Consider the following 18,208-nt stretch of genomic DNA (forward strand, 5'->3'; position numbering starts at 1 on the left):
GTACACAGATCGTCAGTACGGCCATGTCCCCGACCGTAGCCCCGCACACTCATTGGAATCCAATAGGCTCATCCATATGAGGAATAGGGAAACCAATGACCTCGGGGGAGGAACTCAGGTCGGCGGCGCCGCGGCGCTGGACCTGAACCTGCTGCGCACGTTCCTGGCGGTGTACCGCACCGGTTCCTTCACGGCCGCGGCGCGCCTGCTCGGGCTGTCGCAGCCCACGGTCACCACCCAGGTGCGGGCGCTGGAGCGGCAGCTGGGCCGGGAGCTGTTCGAGCGCCAGGCCCGCGGAGTCTCCCCCGCTCCCTACGCGGACCAGCTCGCTTCCCGGATCGTCGAGCCCCTGGACTCCCTCGCCACGATCACCGGCCCGGGCGGTGCGGGCCAGGACCGTCCGCCGGAGCCGGTGCACCTGGCCGGCCCGAACGAGCTGCTGACCCGTTGCGTCCTTCCGGGTCTCGCGTCGCTGGTCGACAAGGGCGTACGGCTGCGCATCACCCCCGGCATGACCGAACCGCTCCTCGACGAACTGCGCGCGGGCCGCTACGACCTGGTGATCGCGACGTTCCGGCCGCGCGGCCGCGCCCTGGCCGCCACGCCCCTCACCGACGAGGAGTTCGTGCTGGTCGCCTCCCCCGCCTGGGCGGAGCGCATCGGCGGCACGGCGCGCGTCGCCGCCGACGGGCCCGCCGCCCTGCACGGCGTCCCGCTGGTCGCCTACGCCGAGGACCTGCCGATCGTGCGCCGCTACTGGCGCCATGTCTTCGGCAGACGTCTGGTCCGGCAGGCCGCGGTGACGATGCCCGACCTGCACGCGGTCAAGGCCGCGGTCGTGGGCGGCACGGGCTTCACGGTCCTCCCCCGCTACCTGTGCGCCGCCGACCTCGCCGCGGGCACCCTGGCCCTGCTGCACGACCCGGACGACCCGCCGATCAACCCTGGCTTCCTCGTCCAGCGGCCCGGCGCCTCGGCCAACCCGCACGTGGCCCTCGTACGCGACCATCTGCTGGAGGAGGCACGGAAGTGGTAGGCGAGCTCAGTACTTCTTCGCGCCCGCCACGATGGCCTCCCGGATGCGGTGGTACGTGCCGCAGCGGCACACGTTGCGGATCTCGTCGAGGTCGGCCTCGCTGATCTCGCGGCCCTCCTCGCGGGCCTGGCGGACCTTGGCGACGGCGGTCATGATCTGCCCGGGCTGGCAGTAGCCGCACTGGGCGACATCGTGCTCCAGCCAGGCCTCCTGCATGGGGTGCAGGTCCTTGCCGACGGTGGCGGGCAGGCCCTCGATGGTCGTCACCTCGTCGGTGGGGCCGAGGTCCTTCACGGGGACGCTGCAGGGGTTGAACGCCTTGCCGTTGATGTGGCTCGTACAGGCCTGGCACACGCCGAGCCCGCAGCCGTACTTCGGCCCGGTGACGCCCAGGACGTCCCGCAGCACCCACAGCAGCCGTACGTCGTCCTCGATGTCCACGGTCACGGACGTGCCGTTGAGGATGAAGGTGTGTTCGGGCACGGTCGGCTCCTAGAAGGCGCGGTCGAGGCCGTCGGTGGGCGAGGCGGGGATCGGCGGGGTGGTGGGCAGCGGCTCGAAGCCGAGCGGTTCGCCGTGGTTGATCGGGAAGGTCGTCGGCATGGCGCCGGTCGCGCGGGCGTACGCGCAGGCCACGGCCGCCATCGCGCCCGCGACGGCCAGCTCGCCGGCGCCGCCGGGTTTGCTGGTGGTCGGCGGCATCACGACGATCTCCAGCTCGGGCGGGGTGTTCCACTGCCGGGTGTAGAAGTAGTTGTCCCAACTGCCTTCCAGGAAGTGCCCGTTGTCCAGGTGCAGCCCGGAGCTGAGGGTGATCGCGATGCCGTCCATGATGCCGCCCATCATCTGCGCCTCGAGGCCGCGCGGGTTGACGGCCAGCCCGGCGTCCACGGCGCACACGACCTTGGTGACCCGCGGGCCCGTGTAGGCGTCGGGGACCTTGCGGCCGGTGGTCCCGGGGCGGCAGTCGATCTCGGCGAGCACGGCGACGCACGAGTGGTACTCGGGGTGCAGCGCGATGCCCTGGGCCGTACCGGCAGGCATGCTCCGCCCCCACTCCCCCACCTCGGCGACCTTGTCCAGGACGGCCCGGGCCCGCTCGTCCTTCAGGAACGTCCGGCGGAACTTGTAGGGGTCCTTGCCCATGCGCTTGGCCAGCTCGTCCACCACCAGCTCCTGCGCACAGCGCACGTTGGGCGAGTAGATGTTGCGCATGGAGCCCGTGTTGAAGCCCTTGTCCACCTCGCTCAACAGCTGAGTGACGACACCGAAGTTGTACGGCGTCTGCTGCGTGAGCGCGAAGATCGTCTCGGAGAAGGTGAGGTCGCCGACCGGCAGTCGGGCCGCCTCGGCGGTGATGATTTCGCCGACGCCGTGGCCGAAGTCGGTGGCCACGGAGGTGTGACGCTGGTCGTAGGTGAGGACCTGGCCGAGTGCGTACGTGGCGCGCACCCGCGAGATGGACATCGGGTGGGTGCGGCCCTGGCGGAAGTCGTCGGTGCGGTGCCACATCAGCCTGACCGGCTTGCCCATGACCTTCGAGATCTCGGCGGCCTCGGCGGCTCCGTCGTGGAAGAGCTTGCGTCCGAACGAGCCGCCGCCCTCGGTGACATGGACCTTGACCGCGGCCGTGGGCAGTCCGAGCGTGAGCGCGATCTGCTCCTGGGCGGTGATCGGGGACTTCAGGCTCGCCCAGATCTCCGCCGAGTCCTGTCGCACGTCGGCGACGGCGCAGTTGGTCTCCAAGGCGCTGTTGCTCGCGAAGTGGAAGGTGAAGCGGGCGTCGACCGACTTGGTCAGCAAGTCCAGGGCGGGCAGCGGGAGTTCGGCCTTGCGGAGTTCGGCCTGGACGGTGTCGTCGGAGGCGTCCTCCGCGGTGCCCGGCCCCCAGGTCACCTTCAGGGCACGCACCGCGTCGATGCACTGGCCGAAGGTACGGCCGCGGACGGCGACGCCGGTCGAGATCCGCGCGACGTCGGTGATGCCGGGCATGGCCCGCACCTCGGCGAGGTTGTCGACGGAGCGGACCGTGCCGTTGATCGTCGGCGGCCGGCACACCATGGCCGGCAGCGCGCCCGGCACATGCAGGTCCATCGCGAACGTCTTGCGGCCGGTCACCGCCGCCAGCGCGTCGACGCGGCGCTGCGCGGTCCCGATGACCTTGAACTCGGACGCCTCCTTGAGCGTGACCGACACCTGACTGGTCGTCACTCCGGCTGCCTTCTCGGCCAGTTCGCCGTAGTCGATGCTCTTGCCGGTGACGGTGGAGGTGATGATCCCGGCCTTCGCGGTCAGGGTGTCGACGGCCTCGCCCAGTTCAAGCGCGGCAGCCTGGAGGAGTCGGCCGCGGGCGACGGCGGCCGCCACCCGGATCGGGGTGAAGGTGGAGATGGTGGTGTTGGAACCGCCGGTGAGCTGGTTGAACAGCAGCTCGGGGCGTGCCTCGGCGAGCGTGACGTGGACCTTGTCCAGTGGGAGGTCGAGTTCCTCGGCGACGATCATGGCGCTGGAGGTGGTGATGCCCTGCCCGACCTCGGCGCGGGGCAGAGCGAAGGAGGCGGTGCCGTCGGTGTCGACGCGGATGGTGATCAGGTTGGCCGTGGGCAGGGTGGCGTGGGTGAGCATGTCGTTGAGGTCGTAGATCTCGGCCGGGCCCGGCACGGAGGGGACCGCCGCGGCCGCGCTGGTGGGCGCGAGGACGGCTTCACCGAGTTCGGCGGCGACGGTCAGTGTCGAGGCGGCCAGGACGTATCCCAGGAAGCGGCGGCGGCCGATGCCGTCCGCGGCGGGGGCGGCTCCCGGCGGCTGCGGGTGTTCGTGGGCTCCCATCGGCTGTCCTCCCAGGGCGCGGCTCCCGCCTTGATGGCGGACCCCGACTGTGCACGTCAGGCGCGTGCCGCGGAAGATCCCCGTGCCGCTTCCACACGGAAACGCCATAACTCGCTCCGGATGTGAAGCACGCCGGGCCGCCGACCGCCGAAAATCCGAATGCGTCGGCGTGCACCGCCCTGCGATCATTCCGGAATGTCCCACCCTCTGGAACCGCTGGTCATCCGGCACACCCATCGTCTTCCCCTGCCGACCGGTCCGGCCGGTCAAGGGGACGTTGCGGCACGGCAGTTCGACGCCGTGCTGATGTCCGTGGGCTTCAAGCTCTCGGCGGACCTGCTGGAGCAGCTGTCGGGACTGTCCGAGGGGACGGTCGTCGACACCGCCGTCCGCACACTGTGCACGGTCCGTGAAATGGCCGGAGACCACGTCCGGCACAACGTCTACTTCATCGACTTCCCGGCCAACGTGCCCGACACGTTCGACTTCTGGACGCAGTGCATCGTCGAGGCCCTCGCCGACGACTCCGCGCGCGCATCGACGATCGCCCAGCTCGAGAGCGGTGTGCTGAACCTGCTCACGCTCCCGTCTTACGGCAACTACCGGCACACGTACGCCGAAATGCTCGCCGCCCACGACGAGTTGATCGCCGCGGCGGGCGACCGGCTGACCGTCCTGCACCTGGGCGGGACGGCGGACGACGAGGTCACCGCCCTGTATCTGGCACTGGCCGGCAGCAGCACACCGCTGGGCGAGGAGCACCTGGGCGACCTCAAGGCCCTCGCCGGGCACTGTGCGGACGGCCCGCAGCCCGAGGCGATCCCGGTCCGGGAGAACCGTGCCGTGGTCAACGAGGCCCGCCTGAAGGCCGGTTCGGGCCTGCTTCTGGACACCGTCACCGACGTGCTCCGCCTGGCCTGCGCGCTGTCGGACGGCGACGTGACACTCCAGGAGCCCACCCGGTTCAAGGGGCTGTCCCGTCCCGTGCGCCGTGCGCTGCTCGCGGGCCTGGACTCCGTAGTCGCGGCGTCCCCCGCCAAGCTCGCCGACGTGAACGCGTGGCGCGAGGACTGGAAGCGACTCGGCGAGCGCCTGCACCCGCACGAGTACCCCCAGTGGCCCTACGCCGCCGAGGTGTTCGCCGTCGCCCGCGGCGAGAAGAAGGCCCGCTCCTTCGACAGCCGTGTCGAGGAGCTGCTCGGCATGCACGACGTCACCGGAGCGACGGAGCTGCTGAAGTCCGCGCCGGGAAAGCTGTTCCGCTCCCTGGACCGGCTGCTGCGCATGGCGCTCACCCAGGAGGAGCGCGACGTCGTGGTGGCCGCCGCCGAGCAGGTCGCGCCCGAGGTGGCCGGCCGGGTCGTGCTGGCGGTGCGAGAGCACTTCCACAACCGTGCCGAGGACACCGGCGAGCGCCGGGTGTTCGTCAACCGGCTCGGCCGCGCCTGGGTCGCCGACGACGTACGGCCGCCCGTGCTGCCGCCGGAACGCAAGCGCCTGATCACCGCCCTCGACGCGGAGATCCGCCGCCGACTCCCGTCCCCGGAGCGGCTGCTGGTCGACCCCGACGTCCTCGACGTGGCGCTTCCGCTCAGCGGCAGGGCGACCTCGGCTGGACTCGGTGTGCTGCCCCGCGGCTCCGTCTCGCCGGTCGACGGCGAGCTGCTGCGGTTCTTCGTGTACTGGAAGCAGACCGAGCAGCGTACGGACTTCGACCTGTCGGCCCTGATGCTGAACGCCGACTACTCGACCCGCACTTGGCTGTCGTACACCAACCTCACCGAGCTCGAGGGCGAGCACTCCGGTGACATCACCGATGCGCCCGACGGCGCCTCGGAGTTCATCAACCTGCGGTTGGGCGCGGTGCGCGGCACGTTCGTCGTGCCGCAGGTCAACATCTTCGCGGGCGAGGGCTTCGAGGAGGTCGAGGAGTCCTTCTTCGGCTTCATGCTGCGCGACGCCGAGCAGAAGGGGCGTCCGTTCGAACCGGCCACGGTGCGCATGAAGTCGGAACTGCGCGGGCCGGGCCGGGTCGCTCTGCCGCTGGCGTTCCGGCGCGGGCGGGACGGGAGCTGGACCGCCAAGTGGCTGCATCTGTACCTCAGGGGCACGCCGTCGGCCAACCGGGTCGAGGGCAACCGCGTGACGGTTGCAACACTGCTGCGCGGCATCGTGGAGCGCGAGCAGCTGACCGTCCGCTACGTCACCGACCTGATGGGCGACGGCGCGACGACGGTCACGCTGTGGGACGGCGAGGCGGTCCCGGAGGGTCCCGTCACCTACATCGGCCTGGAACGGCCCGAGGGACTGCACCCGGACTCCCGGGTCATCACCCCCGAAAATCTGCGCGACTTGATCCCGGAGTGACTGTTAGGGTTGCCGCAGGCGAGGCCATGAACGGACTTCCTTCTCACCAACTCCTGAAACTAGTCCGCTCGCTTTCCTCGCCGCTGGCTTGATGTCGGGCCCCCTGCTCATTGCGCAGGGGGCCTTGCGCATGTCACGCGAGGGCCCCGCGCGCCGCCGCGAGGGCCTGCTCGGCGTAGCCGCGCCCGAACAGCACGGCGTGCACCAGCAGCGGGAAGAGCTGGTGCAGCCCGACGCGGTCGGCCCAGCCGTCGGCGAGCGGTGCCGCCTGCTGGTAGCCGTCGAGTACGTGCTCCAGGTGCGGGCAGCCGAAGAGCTGCAGCATCGCCAGGTCGGTCTCCCGGTGTCCGCCGTGCGCGGCCGGGTCGATCAGCCAGGCGTGTCCGTCGGCGCCCCACAGGACGTTGCCGTTCCACAGGTCGCCGTGCAGCCGGGCGGGCGGCTCGGCGGGCCCCGCCAGGTCGGGCAGCCGCTCGCAGACCCGCTCGACGACGGCCGTCTCGGCCGGGCGGATGGTGCCGCGGTCGACTGCCGCGCGCAGATACGGCAGCACACGGTGCTCTGCGTACCAGCGGGACCAGTCGGCGCCGGTGACATTGCGCATCGGGGCGAGCCCGATGTAGGCGTTCACGAGACCGCCGGGCGGCGGCGCGCCGAACGCGGGCGCGCCGGCGGCGTGCAGGGCGGCCAGGCCCCGGCCGAACCGCACGGCCGCGTGCGCCGTCGGCCGCCCCTGCGGTACGAGGTCGGTCACCAACCAGCGCCGGTCGTAGCCGTACACATGGGGGACGCGGACCGTACCGGCGTCGGCCAGCCAGCACAGCCCCGCCGCCTCTGCGTGCATCGCGCCGGGCTCGTCCGCGCGCTTGACCATCACCAACTGCCCGCCGTCCAGGCCGACTTCGGCGAGCGATCCGGACAGTCGGCGCTCGCCGCGCACCGCATGGCCGGTGATGCGGGCGGCTGCGGCGCCCGGGTCCTCGCCGTCTTCGGCCACCAGTGGATGTGTCATGTGACATACCACTGGGCGCACAGCCCACCCCACCGCACGTACCACTCACAGATCCGCACGGGCACCAGAGTAAGGGCCGCACCCCCGCCCTTTGCATGACCATGCGAGATGATGCATACTCTTCCTATGTCCAAGGTCCTCACCTCCCTCCCCGCCGGCGAGCGCATCGGCATTGCCTTCTCCGGTGGCCTCGACACCTCCGTCGCGGTCGCGTGGATGCGCGACAAGGGTGCCGTCCCCTGCACCTACACCGCCGACATCGGCCAGTACGACGAGCCCGACATCGCCTCGGTGCCCGGCCGCGCGAAGACCTACGGTGCCGAGATCGCGCGCCTGGTCGACTGCCGCGCGGCGCTGGTCGAGGAGGGCCTGGCCGCGCTGACCTGCGGTGCGTTCCACATTCGCTCCGGCGGGCGCGCCTACTTCAACACCACGCCGCTCGGCCGCGCGGTCACCGGCACGCTGCTGGTGCGGGCGATGCTCGAGGACAACGTCCAGATCTGGGGCGACGGCTCGACGTACAAGGGCAACGACATCGAGCGGTTCTACCGCTACGGCCTGCTCGCCAACCCCCACCTGCGCATCTACAAGCCCTGGCTGGACGCGGCGTTCGTGACCGAGCTCGGCGGCCGCAAGGAGATGTCCGAGTGGCTGGTCGCCCATAACCTGCCCTACCGGGACTCGACGGAGAAGGCGTACTCCACCGACGCCAACATCTGGGGGGCCACCCACGAGGCCAAGACCCTCGAGCACCTGGACACCGGCATCGAGACCGTCGAGCCGATCATGGGCGTCAAGTTCTGGGACCCGTCGGTCGAGATCGCCACCGAGGACGTGACGATCGGCTTCGACCAGGGCCGCCCGGTGACGATCAACGGCAAGGAGTTCGCCTCCGCCGTCGACCTGGTGCTGGAGGCCAACGCCATCGGCGGCCGGCACGGCCTGGGCATGTCCGACCAGATCGAGAACCGCATCATCGAGGCCAAGAGCCGTGGCATCTACGAGGCGCCCGGCATGGCCCTGCTGCACGCCGCGTACGAGCGCCTGGTCAACGCGATCCACAACGAGGACACCCTCGCCCAGTACCACAACGAGGGCCGCCGCCTCGGCCGCCTCATGTACGAGGGCCGCTGGCTGGACCCGCAGGCGCTGATGATCCGCGAGTCGCTGCAGCGCTGGGTCGGCTCGGCGGTCACCGGCGAGGTCACGCTGCGGCTGCGGCGCGGCGAGGACTACTCGCTCCTGGACACCACGGGCCCGGCGTTCAGCTACCACCCGGACAAGCTGTCCATGGAGCGCACCGAGGACTCCGCGTTCGGCCCGGTGGACCGCATCGGCCAGCTCACCATGCGCAACCTCGACATCGCCGACTCCCGCGCCAAGCTGGAGCAGTACGTGGGCCTCGGCCTGATCGGCACCGGCAGCCCCACCATCGGCGCCTCCCAGGCGGCCGCGACCGGCCTGATCGGCACCATGCCGGAACTGCCGGAGGGCGGCGCCGAGGCCATCGCCTCCCGCGGCGAGGTCTCCGAGGAGGACCAGCTGCTGGACCGCGCCGCGATGGAGTCCGGCACGGACTGACCGGCGGGGCGGACGCACCACGCGAATAGGCCGGCCCGGCGCCATGTGGCGCCGGGCCGGCCTGTTCCGTCGGACCTTCGAGGCCTCAGGCCGTCATGCGCCCGTCGTCGAGCCGGGGCGGACGATCATCAGTACCACCACGATCAGCCAGGCGAGGGCGAACAGACCGGTGATCATCGACAGGCGGGGCAGCCGGGCGATCAGGGAGTCCGCGGCGGTCGAGGTCCGGTCGGGCTTGTCGAGCTGGGTGACCACGTCGTCCTGGGTGCCGAGCACCGCGATGCCCAGCAGGACGGCGGCCACCGCTGTCAGAGCCATGGAGGCGATGAGCCAGGCGCTGCCCATCACGCCAGTCGCCTGGGCGGTGCCGATACCGAAGGCCGGGAAGTGGAGCTCTGCCGCACGGGGTCGCTGACAGGGGCGCAGGGAAGGTGCCGGCGGTTGCGCGGTCAGATCCGCGTCGACTCCGCCTTGTGGCGGAACAGAGCGCGGTACTCCTGGGGCGAGGTGCCGAGATGCCGGTGTAAGACGGCTCGCAGGGACGCGGGAGCGCCGATGCCGGTGAGGCGGCCGACCTTAGACCGCTGCCAGACCGTGGTAGATCGACGACGAGTTGTGGGCGCGCATCGAGCCGCTGCTGGGAGTTTCTGCCCCAGGAGCTGGGCTTCGGCTCGAGGATGACCTGCCGGCGACGGCTGCGGGTCTGGAACTAGGCCGGGATCTGGCAGCACCTGCACGAGCTGCTGCTCTCCGAGCTGCGGGCCGCAAACCTGCTGGACTTCTCCCGCGCAGCGGTCGACTCCAGCCGCATCCGCGCGATGAAGGGCAGGTCGGCCACCGGCCCGCCCCCGGTGGACCGGAGCAAGGCAGGCAGCAAGCACCACCTGATCGTCGAAGCGCACGACATCCCGCTCGCGGCAATCACCACCGGCGGCAACCGCAACGACGTCACCCCACTGATCCCACTGAACCAGGCCGTCCGGCCGATCCGCGGTAGCTGCGGTCAGCCACTGCGCCGCCCCGAGCACTTGTGCGCCGGCGTGTACCGCTGGGTCGTGGAAGGAGCGTTGACTGCGCCGTCATCTGCCGGCGACGACTTCGCACCGCACTTTGTTGAGAGCAAGGGCGGGCGATCGCCCCAGGGGATGGCCCGCTCGATACGTCAGAACGCATTCGTAGCAGTCGGCCCGCGCAGCCTCACATCCGGGATCTCAGCACGTCGACCTCACAGCCCGGCGCGAAGGGGTCGAAGCCGTGCTCGACCAGCCAGCGAACAATCAGCAGGCTTCGCAACGACCACCACGCGTGGATCACGTCGAGGTCGATGTCGGTGCCATAACCGGCGATGACGTCGTCGAGGTGCTCCTCGTGTCCGAGCGTGAAGGTGGCGAGGTCGTACAGGGCATCACCCTGGCCCGCCTCGGACCAGTCGATGATGCCCGTGACCTCGTCGCCGTCGACGAAGACGTGATCGATCTGCAGGTCGCCGTGCGTGAACGCCGGAGTCCACGGCCGGAGCGCGGCCTGGGCGACCTGGCGATTGCGGGTGACCAGGTCGGCGGGCAGGACGCCGTTCGTCACGAGCAACTCGCACTCGTCGTCGAGTTCCGCCGCCAGCGCGACGATGCTCCGGCCGGCCTGGCCCGGCCGGGACGGCAGCGGTGCGTCGTGCAGCTTCCGGATGGCGGCGCCCGCCGCGGCCCACGCCGCCGGCGACCCGGTCGACGGCCCGCCGAGGCGCCCAAGCGTCGTCCCCGGGAGCGCGGCGGTCGCAAGCACGGACGGCTTGCGCCACAGGACCTCCGGGGTCGGGACCGGCGCGAGGGCCATCGCCTCGACCTCGACGTCGATGCGCGCCTGATCGGCGTCCACCTTCAAGAACACGTCACCGACACGCAGAGTCGCGCGCTCGGAATGGGCGACGACGACTTTGACCTCATCCATGGGCGACCAGTATCCCGGGGATGATCGCCGACGTCGCCAGGTTTGTCGCATGGGCGGATGTGTAGCCCTCGTTGACGTTGGGGCGCCCACCAGGATTCGACAAGGACCAGGTCGTACAGGCCGTCGAGCGACAGTTCCGCCGTACCGGATACGCCGGTACCAGCGTCGACGACATCGCCAAGGCCGGCGGCCTTGGCCGCGGCAGCCTCTACGCAGCGCAGCAAGCTGTGCCTGCGGACACTGGAGGCGTACTGCGACCGCCTGGAGACCGCGTGGACGGCCGTACTCGACGGCCCCGAGGACACCGCGCTGGAACGGCTGCACACGTATCTCGTGCAGTCGGCGCGAACCGTGCACGACGACCCCGACCAGCTCGGCTGTATGGTGACCGGCTTCGTCGTCGAGGGAGTCGACCACGATCCGCAGGCCACTGCACGCGTCAAGCAGGCCCTCGGCAGGATCGAGGCTTCGCTGACCGAATGCGTCCGGGCCGCGCAGCGCCATGGCGACCTCGATCCCGAGGCGGACGCCCGGGACATCAGCCACCTGCTCATGGCCGCCAACCGGGGCATGGAAGTACTGGCCAGGGCCGGATTCGACGTGGCTGCGCTGGAGCGGGTCGCCAATCAGACCTTCGAGGGACTCCCGCGGACGGGACGGGCCAGGTCCCGGCAGGGGTCCCAGCCGGCCAACGCGGAAGCCTGCTGAGCTCTGCTTGATCGAGAGCCCGTACTCCGGTCAGCGCTCCGCAGCGAATGACTCGACGTACGCCAGGGCCCCGTACAGCGCGTCCCGCAGGGGCGTCGACTCGCCGGCCGCCTGGTCCAGCAGTGCTCCGCCCTGGAACGCGGCGGCGAGCAGGTGGGCGAGCGCGGCCGGGTCGGCCTCCGGGCGCAGTTCGCCGCGCTCGCGCATCTTGCTCAGGCCGCGCTTGAACAGCTCCTGCCACCGCTCGAAGCCGTCGGCCACCGCGTCCCGGTGGGACGGCTCGGCCTTGACGACCTCGGCGGCCAGGGAGCCGAACATGCAGCCGCCGCGCAGCATGTCCTGCGAGGCGATGTAGGAGTCGGCCCACCGGCGCAGGGCGGCGAAGCTGTCCAGCTCGCCCAGTTCGGGTGTCTGGTGACGGGCGACGATGGTGTCGGCCTGCCAGGCGAGCACCGCGCGTACCAGCGACTCCTTGGTAGGGAAGTGGCGCGTCAGCTGTGAGCCGCTGACTCCGGCCGCCTCGCGGATCTGCTCGTTGTTGGTGTTCTGCGCGCCGTGTTCGTAGATCAGCTCGGCGGCCGCCCGGACGATGCGTTCGCGTGTGGCCAGGCCCTTGGCGGTCAGCTTCTGAGCCGGCGCTTCCCTGGTGGAGGTCATGGCGACCATCGTACCGCAAAAAAGGGCTTGACAACCCATTCTGCGAGGTGTCTCCTGGAGGCAAGCAAAAAGGGCTGCCAAGCCCATTCTTCTGGGGAGGTGGACGGAGTGTCCACACAGGCTGCACCGCAGGCGGTCGCGACAACCCCGCACACCGGCCCGGCTCCGGCCGTCACCGAGGCGGGTCACCCGCGCCGCTGGAGCATCATGGCGGTGCTGGGTGCCGTCGCCTTCATGGCGCAGCTCGACTTCTTCGTCGTCAATGTCGCCCTCGCCGGGATCGGGCAGTCGTTCCCGGGCACGGGCGTTGCGAGCGTGTCGTGGGTTCTGTCGGCGTACGCGATCGTCTTCGCCGCCGTGCTCGTGCCCGCGGGCCGTATCGCGGACCAGTGGGGGCGCAAGAAGATGCTGCTGTCCGGAGTGGCGCTCTTCACCCTCACCTCCGCCGTCGCGGCCGCCGCGCCGAGTCTCGGCGTGCTGGTCGGCGCCCGGGCTCTCCAGGCCGTCGGCGCGGCGATGATCGTGCCGACCTCGCTCGGCCTGCTCTACCCGAGCTTCCCCAAGCGCCGGCACACGCTGGTGGTCGGCCTGTGGGCGGGCGTGGGCGCGATCGCGGCCTCGGCGGGCCCGCCCGTCGGCGGTCTGCTCGTCACCCTCGACTGGCGGTGGATCTTCCTGATCAACGTTCCCGTCGGCATCGCCACCCTCGTCGCCGGCGTGGTGCTCCTGCCCGAGGTGCGTCAGCCCAAAGGTGCCGCTGTGCCGGACGCGGCTTCCGCCCTCGCCCTGTTGCTGGCCGTGAGCCTGCTGGTGCTCGCCACCGTCCAGGGGCCGGGGTGGGGCTGGACGGACATCCGCACCGTGGCCCTGTTCGCGGCAGCCGCCCTGGCCGCTGCCGCGACGGTCGAGCGGACCCTGCGCGCCAAGGCGCCGGTGATCGAGAAGCAGTTGTTCGCCGGCAGGCAGTTCACCGCCGCCACCGTGGCCCTGTTCCTGTTCTCCGCCGGCTTCGCCATCGTCCTGCTCAGCACCGCCCTGTTCATGCAGGAGGTCTGGCACTTCAGCCCGCTGCGTGCAGGTGTCTCCATCGCCCCGGCCCCCCTGGCCTCGATCGCCTTCGCGATGAGCGCCGGCCCCATCCAGAGCCGCTTCGGACGGACCGCCCCTGCCGTGACAGGGACGCTGGCCATGGCGCTCGCCGCCGGCTACTGGCTCATGGCCGTGCACACCACCCCCGACTACTGGGGCGGCATGTTCCCGGGTCTGATCCTGGTCGGCCTGGCCGGCGGTCTGGCCCAGGCGCCGCTGTTCGCAGCCGCCGGCACCCTCGCACCCGAACGCGCCACCACCGGCAGCGCCGTACTCAACATGAGCCGGCAGATCGGCAGCGCCGTGGGCGTGGCCCTGCTCGTGGCGCTGACTCCCCAGGCGTCGACCACCGGGTTCGACCATGCCTGGTTCGTCCAGGCCGGCGCCGGAATCGCCGCGGCCGCCGCGCTGCTCGCTCTCCGGCCCCGCCACACGCCCTGAGCAGAAGGCAGCTCCCTCTCAAGAAACGTCAAGAAACGGAGAGCACCCTCATGGAACGCAACCTCCTCGTGATCGGCGCCACCGGCAAGACCGGCCGCCACACCACCGAACTACTGCTCCAGCGCGGGCACCGCGTCCGCGCGCTCGTCCGCGGCCTCGACGGGCGTGCCGAGCGGCTCGCCGCCCTCGGAGCCGACGTCGTGGAAGGCGACGTCCTCGACCTGGACTCCCTGGCCCGGGCGACCAAGGGGATCGATGCCCTGTACTTCACCTATCCGATCCGGCCCGGTCTGATGGACGCCACCGCGAACGTGGCCCAGGCGGCGGAGGAGAACGGGGTCCGGGCGATCGTGAACATGTCGCAGGTGTCCGCCCGCCGCAACACCGCCAGCAACGCGGCACGCCAGCACTGGGTCGCCGAACGCGTCCTGGACCACTCCCCCGTCCCCGTCACCCACATCCGCCCGACCTTCTTCGCCCAGTGGCTGATCGACACCTGGGCCGACGGAACCGGCGAACTGCGCCTGCCGTTCGCCGACGGACGCCACGCCCCCATCGCGGAAAGCGACCAGGCGAAGGTGATCGCTGCCGTCCTGGAGGACCCCGCCCCGCACGCCGGCCAGATCTACCCGCTGTACGGAGCCGAGGAGCTCGACCACTACGAGATCGCCGAGAAGATGTCGCGGGCGCTGGACCGCGAAGTCACGTACGTGCCCATCGAACTCGACGAATTCGCCGCCATCCTGCGCGGGCGCGGCGCGCCGGACCACCTGATCCAGCACCTGCTCGCCGTGGCCGTCGACTACCGCAACGGCGTCTTCGCCGGCACCAACAACCTCGTGAAGACGATCGGCGGCAGCGATCCCCTCGACGTCGAGGGCTTCATCGCCCAAAACCGCGCGGCCTTCGACCTGCCCACCGTCTGAACACCTCAACACTGGAGAAAACAATGAGCGTTTGGTTCATCACCGGATCGTCCCGGGGCTTCGGCCTGGAAATCACCCGTGCCGCCCTCGCCGCCGGCCACCAGGTGGTCGCGACCGCGCGGAAGACCGAAACCGTCCGCGAGCAGTTTCCCGACGCCGACGACACGCTGCTCACCGTGCCGCTGGATGTGACCGACCACCAGAGCATCGAAGCGGCCGTCGACGCGGCGGTCGAACGGTTCGGCCGGATCGACGTCCTGGTCAACAACGCCGGCACCGGCCTGCTCGCCGCCGTCGAAGAGTCCGACGACGCCGCGGTCCGCGCGGTGTACGAGACCAACGTGTTCGGCCCGCTCGCCGTCCAGCGCGCCGTGCTGCCGGTACTGCGGCGTCAGCGTTCCGGTCACGTGATCAACATCAGTTCCATCGTGGGCTTCGCCACCGCGCCAGGCTGGGGCATCTACGCCTCCACGAAGTTCGCCGTCGAGGGCTTCACCGAGACCCTCCACACCGAACTGGCGCCCCTCGGCATCCACGTCACGCTCGTGGAACCGGGCTTCTTCCGCACCGACTTCCTCGACCCCACCAGCCTGCACACCGGCCCCGACACCATCGACGACTACGCGGCCACTGCCGGCGCGATGCGTGCAGCCGCCGTGAGCCTCAACCACACGCAGCCCGGCGACCCGGTCAAGGCCGCGCGCGCCATTGTCGAGCTGGCCGCCGCCCCCGAGCCGCCCCTGCGCCTCCCGCTCGGAGCCGAAACGCTGCAAGCCTTCGAGGCCAAGCTGGACACCTTCCGCAAGGAGATGGACGCCTGGCGGCACGTCGCCCTCTCCACCGATCACGACACCGATCACGACTAGGAAGGACGTTCCGGTGACCACGCGACAACCGTCCGCCATAGCCCGCCATTACCGGCAGGACGACCTGCGCCGGAAGATCGACGAAGCGCTCGACCGCCTCTACCCGGGGCGTACGACGCTCACCACCGACGACCTCCATGTCGTGGACGAGTTCCACACCGGCGGCCACGCGGCGACGCGGGAGCTGGCCGAGCACCTGGAACTGGGAGCGGGCCTGCGTGTCCTTGACGTGGGAAGCGGCCTGGGCGGTCCGGCCCGCCATCTGGCCCAGCACGAGGGCGCCGATGTCACCGGCGTGGACCTGACCGAGGAGTACGTCGACGTCGCGCGCCGGCTCACCGATCGCGTGGGCCTCGCCGACCGGGCCCGCTTCCAGCAGGGGGACGTGAGTGCGCTGCCCTTTCCCCGGGCGAGTTTCGACCGGGCCTGGATGCTGCACGTGGGCATGAACATCGAGGACAAGGCCCGTCTGTTCGCCGAGGTCAGCCGCGTTCTGACCGACAACGGCCTCTTCATCGTGTACGACGTCATGCTGCTCGGTGATCCCGCCCTCGTCAGCTACCCACTGCCGTGGGCCTCGGAGCCCGAACACAGCTTCCTGGCCCGCCCGGAGGACTACCGGTCGCTGCTGCGCAAGGCCGGGTTCGACATCGTCGCCGAGCACGATCACCGCTCGCAAGCCGCCCGGTCGCTTCGTGAAGCGGACGCCCCGATCAGCGTGGCCATGGGCACCGACGCATCGACCAAGCTCGCGAAGGCGCTTCAGAACATCGAGGAAGGTCTCCTTGCTCCGACCGAGATGATCTGCCGTCTCCGCTGATCTCACGCTCGATGCCCCGAGGTCCTGCTCGACCGCCCACAGATAGAACCGGTTGCCGAAGGCCAAGGCGCCTCAAGATCGCGGCCTCAATGGTCGGCGGTCATGTGCAGCGCCTTCAGCACGTCCTCGTCCGTCAGTTGCTCGAACCGTTCGTAGCAAAGGCCCACGGCCATGAAGGTCACCGGCCGTTGCAGACACACCACCTCGTCGGCCTCGGCGCGCATCAGGTCCGCCGCCTCCGGTGAGGCGACGGGCACGGCCAGCACGAGCCGCCCGGGTTCCAGACGCCGTACGTACCGCAGGGCGGCGCGGGCCGTGGACCCGGTCGCGAGGCCGTCGTCGACGACGATCGCGGTGCGGCCGGTCAGGTCGGGGGCGGGGCGGCCCTGCCGGTAGAGCCGTTCGCGGCGGTGGAGCTCCTTGCGTTCGCGTTCGACCACGGGGGCGAGCGTCTTCTCGGTGAGGCCCAGTTGCTGCAGGGCGCGTTCGTCGTAGAGCGGTTCGTCGTCGCCGACGATCGCGCCGACGCCGAGCTCCCGCTGGAACGGGGCGCCGATCTTGCGTACGACGAGCACGTCGAGCGGGGCGTTGAGCGCGCGGGCCACTTCTTGGGCGACGGTGACGCCGCCGCGCGGCAGGGCGAGGACGACGGGGTCCGGCAGGGCGCCCTTCTCCTGCTGGATCCGCAGCCGTCCGGCCAGTTCCCGCCCGGCCTGTCTGCGGTCATGGAACTGCATCGTGGTCGCCACTCCTTCCCGCACGGAGACGGCCCCCTCGGTCCGGCGCGTACCCATTGCGCGCCGGTCGATGCACGCGGCGCGCCCTTCCCACCGGCATCGTGCGCGGTTGGCTCCCGTCACCGCTCCCGTGCGGCCTGGTGCGCGGCTTCGAGGCGGTCCTCGCACCAGCGTTTCACCATGTCCGCGACCTGTTCCAGCGCTCCGGGCTCCTCGAACAGGTGCGTGGCACCCGGCACCACGCGCAGGGAGTGCGGTCCGCTCAGCTCCCGGGCCGCAGCCTGGTTCAGCCGCAGCACGTCCGGGTCCCGGCCGCCGACGATCAGCAGCACCGGAGCGCGTACGTCGCGCAGCGCGTCGGCGGCCAGGTCGGGGCGCCCGCCGCGCGACACGACGGTCAGGGTGCGCCGCGGCCGTTCGGCGGCGGCGACCAGGGCCGCGGCCGCCCCGGTGCTGGCGCCGAACAGGACGACCGGCAGGTCACCGGTGTCGGGCTGTGCCGCCAGCCAGTCGACGACGGCGACCACGCGGCGGCCGAGCAGCGGTATGTCGAAGCGGTGCTGCCCGGTCACCGCGTCCTCGCGGTCCTCGTCCTCGGTGAGCAGATCCATCAGTACGGTGCCCAGTGCGCCGGTGCGCAGTTCGGCGGCGACCGCGCGGTTGCGGGGGCTGTGCCGGGAGCTGCCGCTGCCGTGGGCGAACACCACGATCGCGCGGGCCGAGTCCGGCAGGGACAGATCGCCCGGCAGCTCCACGCCGGCGGCCGGCACCGTGATCAACTGGGTGATCATCGCCATCATCCTCTTCCTCGTGGCAGGCGGTCCGACGGGCCGTATGACCTGCTGGGTCACGGGTACCCGTACCGGTGAAAAACCTCTTTCGAGGAGATGACTCGGATGCTGTTCATCGGACTGCTCCTCCTCGGGGCGACGGGCGCGTTCACCGCCCTGGCGATCGCCGACAACCTGTCCGGGGGCCCCGAGTACACCGTGACGGTGCTGAATCACGAGATCGCCACCATGAACACGCTGGCCGTCTTCAGCTCCGGCCTCGCCCTGGCGCTGATCTTCTGCCTGGCCCTGCTGATGGTGAACGGCGCGGCGCATCGCCGCCATCGCCGGCCGCGGGCGTACGACACGGGCGAGACCACGCATCTCGACGAGATGATGGGACCGGACGCACGGGCCTGAGCAGA

The 18,208-nt window shown here is 70.7% G+C and carries 17 protein-coding genes and 2 pseudogenes; 11 read left to right on the top strand and 8 right to left on the bottom strand.

Going from position 1 to position 18,208, the window contains the following annotated elements:
- Positions 1–76: 76 nt before the first annotated feature.
- The gene (locus ACFY1L_RS41795; RefSeq protein WP_388837128.1) at positions 77–1,036 is read left to right on the top strand and encodes a LysR family transcriptional regulator; all 960 of its coding nucleotides are present in this window, start codon (positions 77–79) and stop codon (positions 1,034–1,036) included.
- 6 nt (positions 1,037–1,042) lie between these two features.
- Here ACFY1L_RS41795 and ACFY1L_RS41800 read toward each other — a convergent pair whose 3' ends face one another.
- Both ACFY1L_RS41800 and ACFY1L_RS41805 read right to left on the bottom strand, forming a co-directional pair.
- A complete protein-coding gene (locus tag ACFY1L_RS41800) occupies positions 1,043–1,519 on the bottom strand; it encodes a (2Fe-2S)-binding protein (protein ID WP_388837131.1) in 477 nt (158 codons plus the stop codon).
- A gap of 9 nt (positions 1,520–1,528) precedes the next feature.
- Positions 1,529–3,865, bottom strand: a complete 2,337-nt coding sequence (locus tag ACFY1L_RS41805; protein ID WP_388837134.1) for a molybdopterin cofactor-binding domain-containing protein — start codon at positions 3,863–3,865, stop codon at positions 1,529–1,531.
- Between the two features lie 195 nt (positions 3,866–4,060).
- On the opposite strand from ACFY1L_RS41805, the gene ACFY1L_RS41810 reads away from it, so the two are divergent.
- A complete protein-coding gene (locus ACFY1L_RS41810) occupies positions 4,061–6,232 on the top strand; it encodes a hypothetical protein (RefSeq protein ID WP_388837137.1) in 2,172 nt (723 codons plus the stop codon).
- A 133-nt stretch (positions 6,233–6,365) separates the two neighbouring features.
- On the opposite strand, the gene ACFY1L_RS41815 is transcribed toward ACFY1L_RS41810, so the two are convergent.
- Positions 6,366–7,244 carry a fructosamine kinase family protein gene (locus ACFY1L_RS41815; RefSeq protein ID WP_388837139.1) on the bottom strand — a complete coding sequence of 293 codons (879 nt, stop codon included), beginning with the start codon at positions 7,242–7,244 and terminating at the stop codon, positions 6,366–6,368.
- A 126-nt stretch (positions 7,245–7,370) separates the two neighbouring features.
- Between ACFY1L_RS41815 and argG the strand changes: the two genes are divergently transcribed.
- The gene (gene argG, locus ACFY1L_RS41820; RefSeq protein ID WP_388837142.1) at positions 7,371–8,825 is read left to right on the top strand and encodes an argininosuccinate synthase; all 1,455 of its coding nucleotides are present in this window, start codon (positions 7,371–7,373) and stop codon (positions 8,823–8,825) included.
- A 93-nt stretch (positions 8,826–8,918) separates the two neighbouring features.
- Here the strand turns inward: argG and ACFY1L_RS41825 are convergent, their stop codons facing one another.
- Positions 8,919–9,143: a hypothetical protein gene (locus ACFY1L_RS41825; RefSeq protein WP_388837145.1), complete on the bottom strand. Its 225-nt coding sequence runs from the start codon at positions 9,141–9,143 to the stop codon at positions 8,919–8,921.
- Between the two features lie 320 nt (positions 9,144–9,463).
- On the opposite strand from ACFY1L_RS41825, the pseudogene ACFY1L_RS41830 reads away from it, so the two are divergent.
- Positions 9,464–9,862: pseudogene (locus ACFY1L_RS41830) on the top strand (transposase); the annotation flags it as partial.
- Positions 9,863–10,022: 160 nt separating this feature from the next.
- Here ACFY1L_RS41830 and ACFY1L_RS41835 read toward each other — a convergent pair.
- Complete coding sequence (locus ACFY1L_RS41835; RefSeq protein WP_388837148.1) at positions 10,023–10,769, bottom strand: phosphotransferase family protein; 747 nt, start codon at positions 10,767–10,769, stop codon at positions 10,023–10,025.
- 77 nt (positions 10,770–10,846) lie between these two features.
- Between ACFY1L_RS41835 and ACFY1L_RS41840 the strand changes: the two are divergent.
- Positions 10,847–10,939 (top strand): annotated as a pseudogene (locus ACFY1L_RS41840) (TetR/AcrR family transcriptional regulator); the annotation flags it as partial.
- Between the two features lie 22 nt (positions 10,940–10,961).
- Positions 10,962–11,477: a TetR family transcriptional regulator C-terminal domain-containing protein gene (locus ACFY1L_RS41845; protein ID WP_388837151.1), complete on the top strand. Its 516-nt coding sequence runs from the start codon at positions 10,962–10,964 to the stop codon at positions 11,475–11,477.
- A 30-nt stretch (positions 11,478–11,507) separates the two neighbouring features.
- On the opposite strand, the gene ACFY1L_RS41850 is transcribed toward ACFY1L_RS41845, so the two are convergent.
- Complete coding sequence (locus ACFY1L_RS41850) at positions 11,508–12,134, bottom strand: TetR/AcrR family transcriptional regulator (protein ID WP_388837153.1); 627 nt, start codon at positions 12,132–12,134, stop codon at positions 11,508–11,510.
- Positions 12,135–12,242: 108 nt separating this feature from the next.
- On the opposite strand from ACFY1L_RS41850, the gene ACFY1L_RS41855 reads away from it, so the two are divergent.
- The 4 genes from ACFY1L_RS41855 to ACFY1L_RS41870 are packed head-to-tail and all read left to right on the top strand — an operon-like array spanning position 12,243 to position 16,276.
- Positions 12,243–13,664: an MFS transporter gene (locus tag ACFY1L_RS41855; protein ID WP_388837155.1), complete on the top strand. Its 1,422-nt coding sequence runs from the start codon at positions 12,243–12,245 to the stop codon at positions 13,662–13,664.
- Positions 13,665–13,714: 50 nt separating this feature from the next.
- A complete protein-coding gene (locus ACFY1L_RS41860) occupies positions 13,715–14,590 on the top strand; it encodes an NAD(P)H-binding protein (RefSeq protein ID WP_388837158.1) in 876 nt (291 codons plus the stop codon).
- Between the two features lie 23 nt (positions 14,591–14,613).
- Positions 14,614–15,456: an oxidoreductase gene (locus tag ACFY1L_RS41865; protein WP_388837161.1), complete on the top strand. Its 843-nt coding sequence runs from the start codon at positions 14,614–14,616 to the stop codon at positions 15,454–15,456.
- A gap of 13 nt (positions 15,457–15,469) precedes the next feature.
- Positions 15,470–16,276 carry an SAM-dependent methyltransferase gene (locus ACFY1L_RS41870; protein ID WP_388837163.1) on the top strand — a complete coding sequence of 269 codons (807 nt, stop codon included), beginning with the start codon at positions 15,470–15,472 and terminating at the stop codon, positions 16,274–16,276.
- An 86-nt stretch (positions 16,277–16,362) separates the two neighbouring features.
- Here ACFY1L_RS41870 and ACFY1L_RS41875 read toward each other — a convergent pair whose 3' ends face one another.
- Together ACFY1L_RS41875 and ACFY1L_RS41880 are read right to left on the bottom strand one after the other, a co-directional pair.
- Complete coding sequence (locus tag ACFY1L_RS41875) at positions 16,363–17,013, bottom strand: phosphoribosyltransferase (protein ID WP_388837166.1); 651 nt, start codon at positions 17,011–17,013, stop codon at positions 16,363–16,365.
- Between the two features lie 119 nt (positions 17,014–17,132).
- On the bottom strand, positions 17,133–17,804 hold the full coding sequence (locus ACFY1L_RS41880; protein WP_388837777.1) for a dienelactone hydrolase family protein: 672 nt from the start codon (positions 17,802–17,804) through the stop codon (positions 17,133–17,135).
- A 105-nt stretch (positions 17,805–17,909) separates the two neighbouring features.
- Between ACFY1L_RS41880 and ACFY1L_RS41885 the strand changes: the two genes are divergently transcribed.
- On the top strand, positions 17,910–18,203 hold the full coding sequence (locus ACFY1L_RS41885; protein ID WP_388837169.1) for a hypothetical protein: 294 nt from the start codon (positions 17,910–17,912) through the stop codon (positions 18,201–18,203).
- Positions 18,204–18,208 lie beyond the last annotated feature (5 nt).

Origin of the sequence: Streptomyces sp. NPDC001663 (genome assembly GCF_042893105.1) — a bacterium.
Lineage (GTDB): Bacteria > Actinomycetota > Actinomycetes > Streptomycetales > Streptomycetaceae > Streptomyces.

Bases quoted from the DNA above. Each gene is read 5' to 3' on its own strand.
- ACFY1L_RS41875 (WP_388837166.1), bottom strand. From the start codon at position 17,013: ATGCAGTTCCATGACCGCAGACAGGCCGGGCGGGAACTGGCCGGACGG.
- ACFY1L_RS41850 (WP_388837153.1), bottom strand. From the start codon at position 12,134: ATGACCTCCACCAGGGAAGCGCCGGCTCAGAAGCTGACCGCCAAGGGC.
- ACFY1L_RS41825 (WP_388837145.1), bottom strand. From the start codon at position 9,143: ATGGCTCTGACAGCGGTGGCCGCCGTCCTGCTGGGCATCGCGGTGCTC.
- ACFY1L_RS41865 (WP_388837161.1), top strand. From the start codon at position 14,614: ATGAGCGTTTGGTTCATCACCGGATCGTCCCGGGGCTTCGGCCTGGAA.
- ACFY1L_RS41795 (WP_388837128.1), top strand. From the start codon at position 77: ATGAGGAATAGGGAAACCAATGACCTCGGGGGAGGAACTCAGGTCGGC.
- argG (WP_388837142.1), top strand. From the start codon at position 7,371: ATGTCCAAGGTCCTCACCTCCCTCCCCGCCGGCGAGCGCATCGGCATT.
- ACFY1L_RS41885 (WP_388837169.1), top strand. From the start codon at position 17,910: ATGCTGTTCATCGGACTGCTCCTCCTCGGGGCGACGGGCGCGTTCACC.
- ACFY1L_RS41805 (WP_388837134.1), bottom strand. From the start codon at position 3,865: ATGGGAGCCCACGAACACCCGCAGCCGCCGGGAGCCGCCCCCGCCGCG.
- ACFY1L_RS41835 (WP_388837148.1), bottom strand. From the start codon at position 10,769: ATGGATGAGGTCAAAGTCGTCGTCGCCCATTCCGAGCGCGCGACTCTG.
- ACFY1L_RS41815 (WP_388837139.1), bottom strand. From the start codon at position 7,244: ATGACACATCCACTGGTGGCCGAAGACGGCGAGGACCCGGGCGCCGCA.
- ACFY1L_RS41880 (WP_388837777.1), bottom strand. From the start codon at position 17,804: ATGATCACCCAGTTGATCACGGTGCCGGCCGCCGGCGTGGAGCTGCCG.
- ACFY1L_RS41860 (WP_388837158.1), top strand. From the start codon at position 13,715: ATGGAACGCAACCTCCTCGTGATCGGCGCCACCGGCAAGACCGGCCGC.
- ACFY1L_RS41810 (WP_388837137.1), top strand. From the start codon at position 4,061: ATGTCCCACCCTCTGGAACCGCTGGTCATCCGGCACACCCATCGTCTT.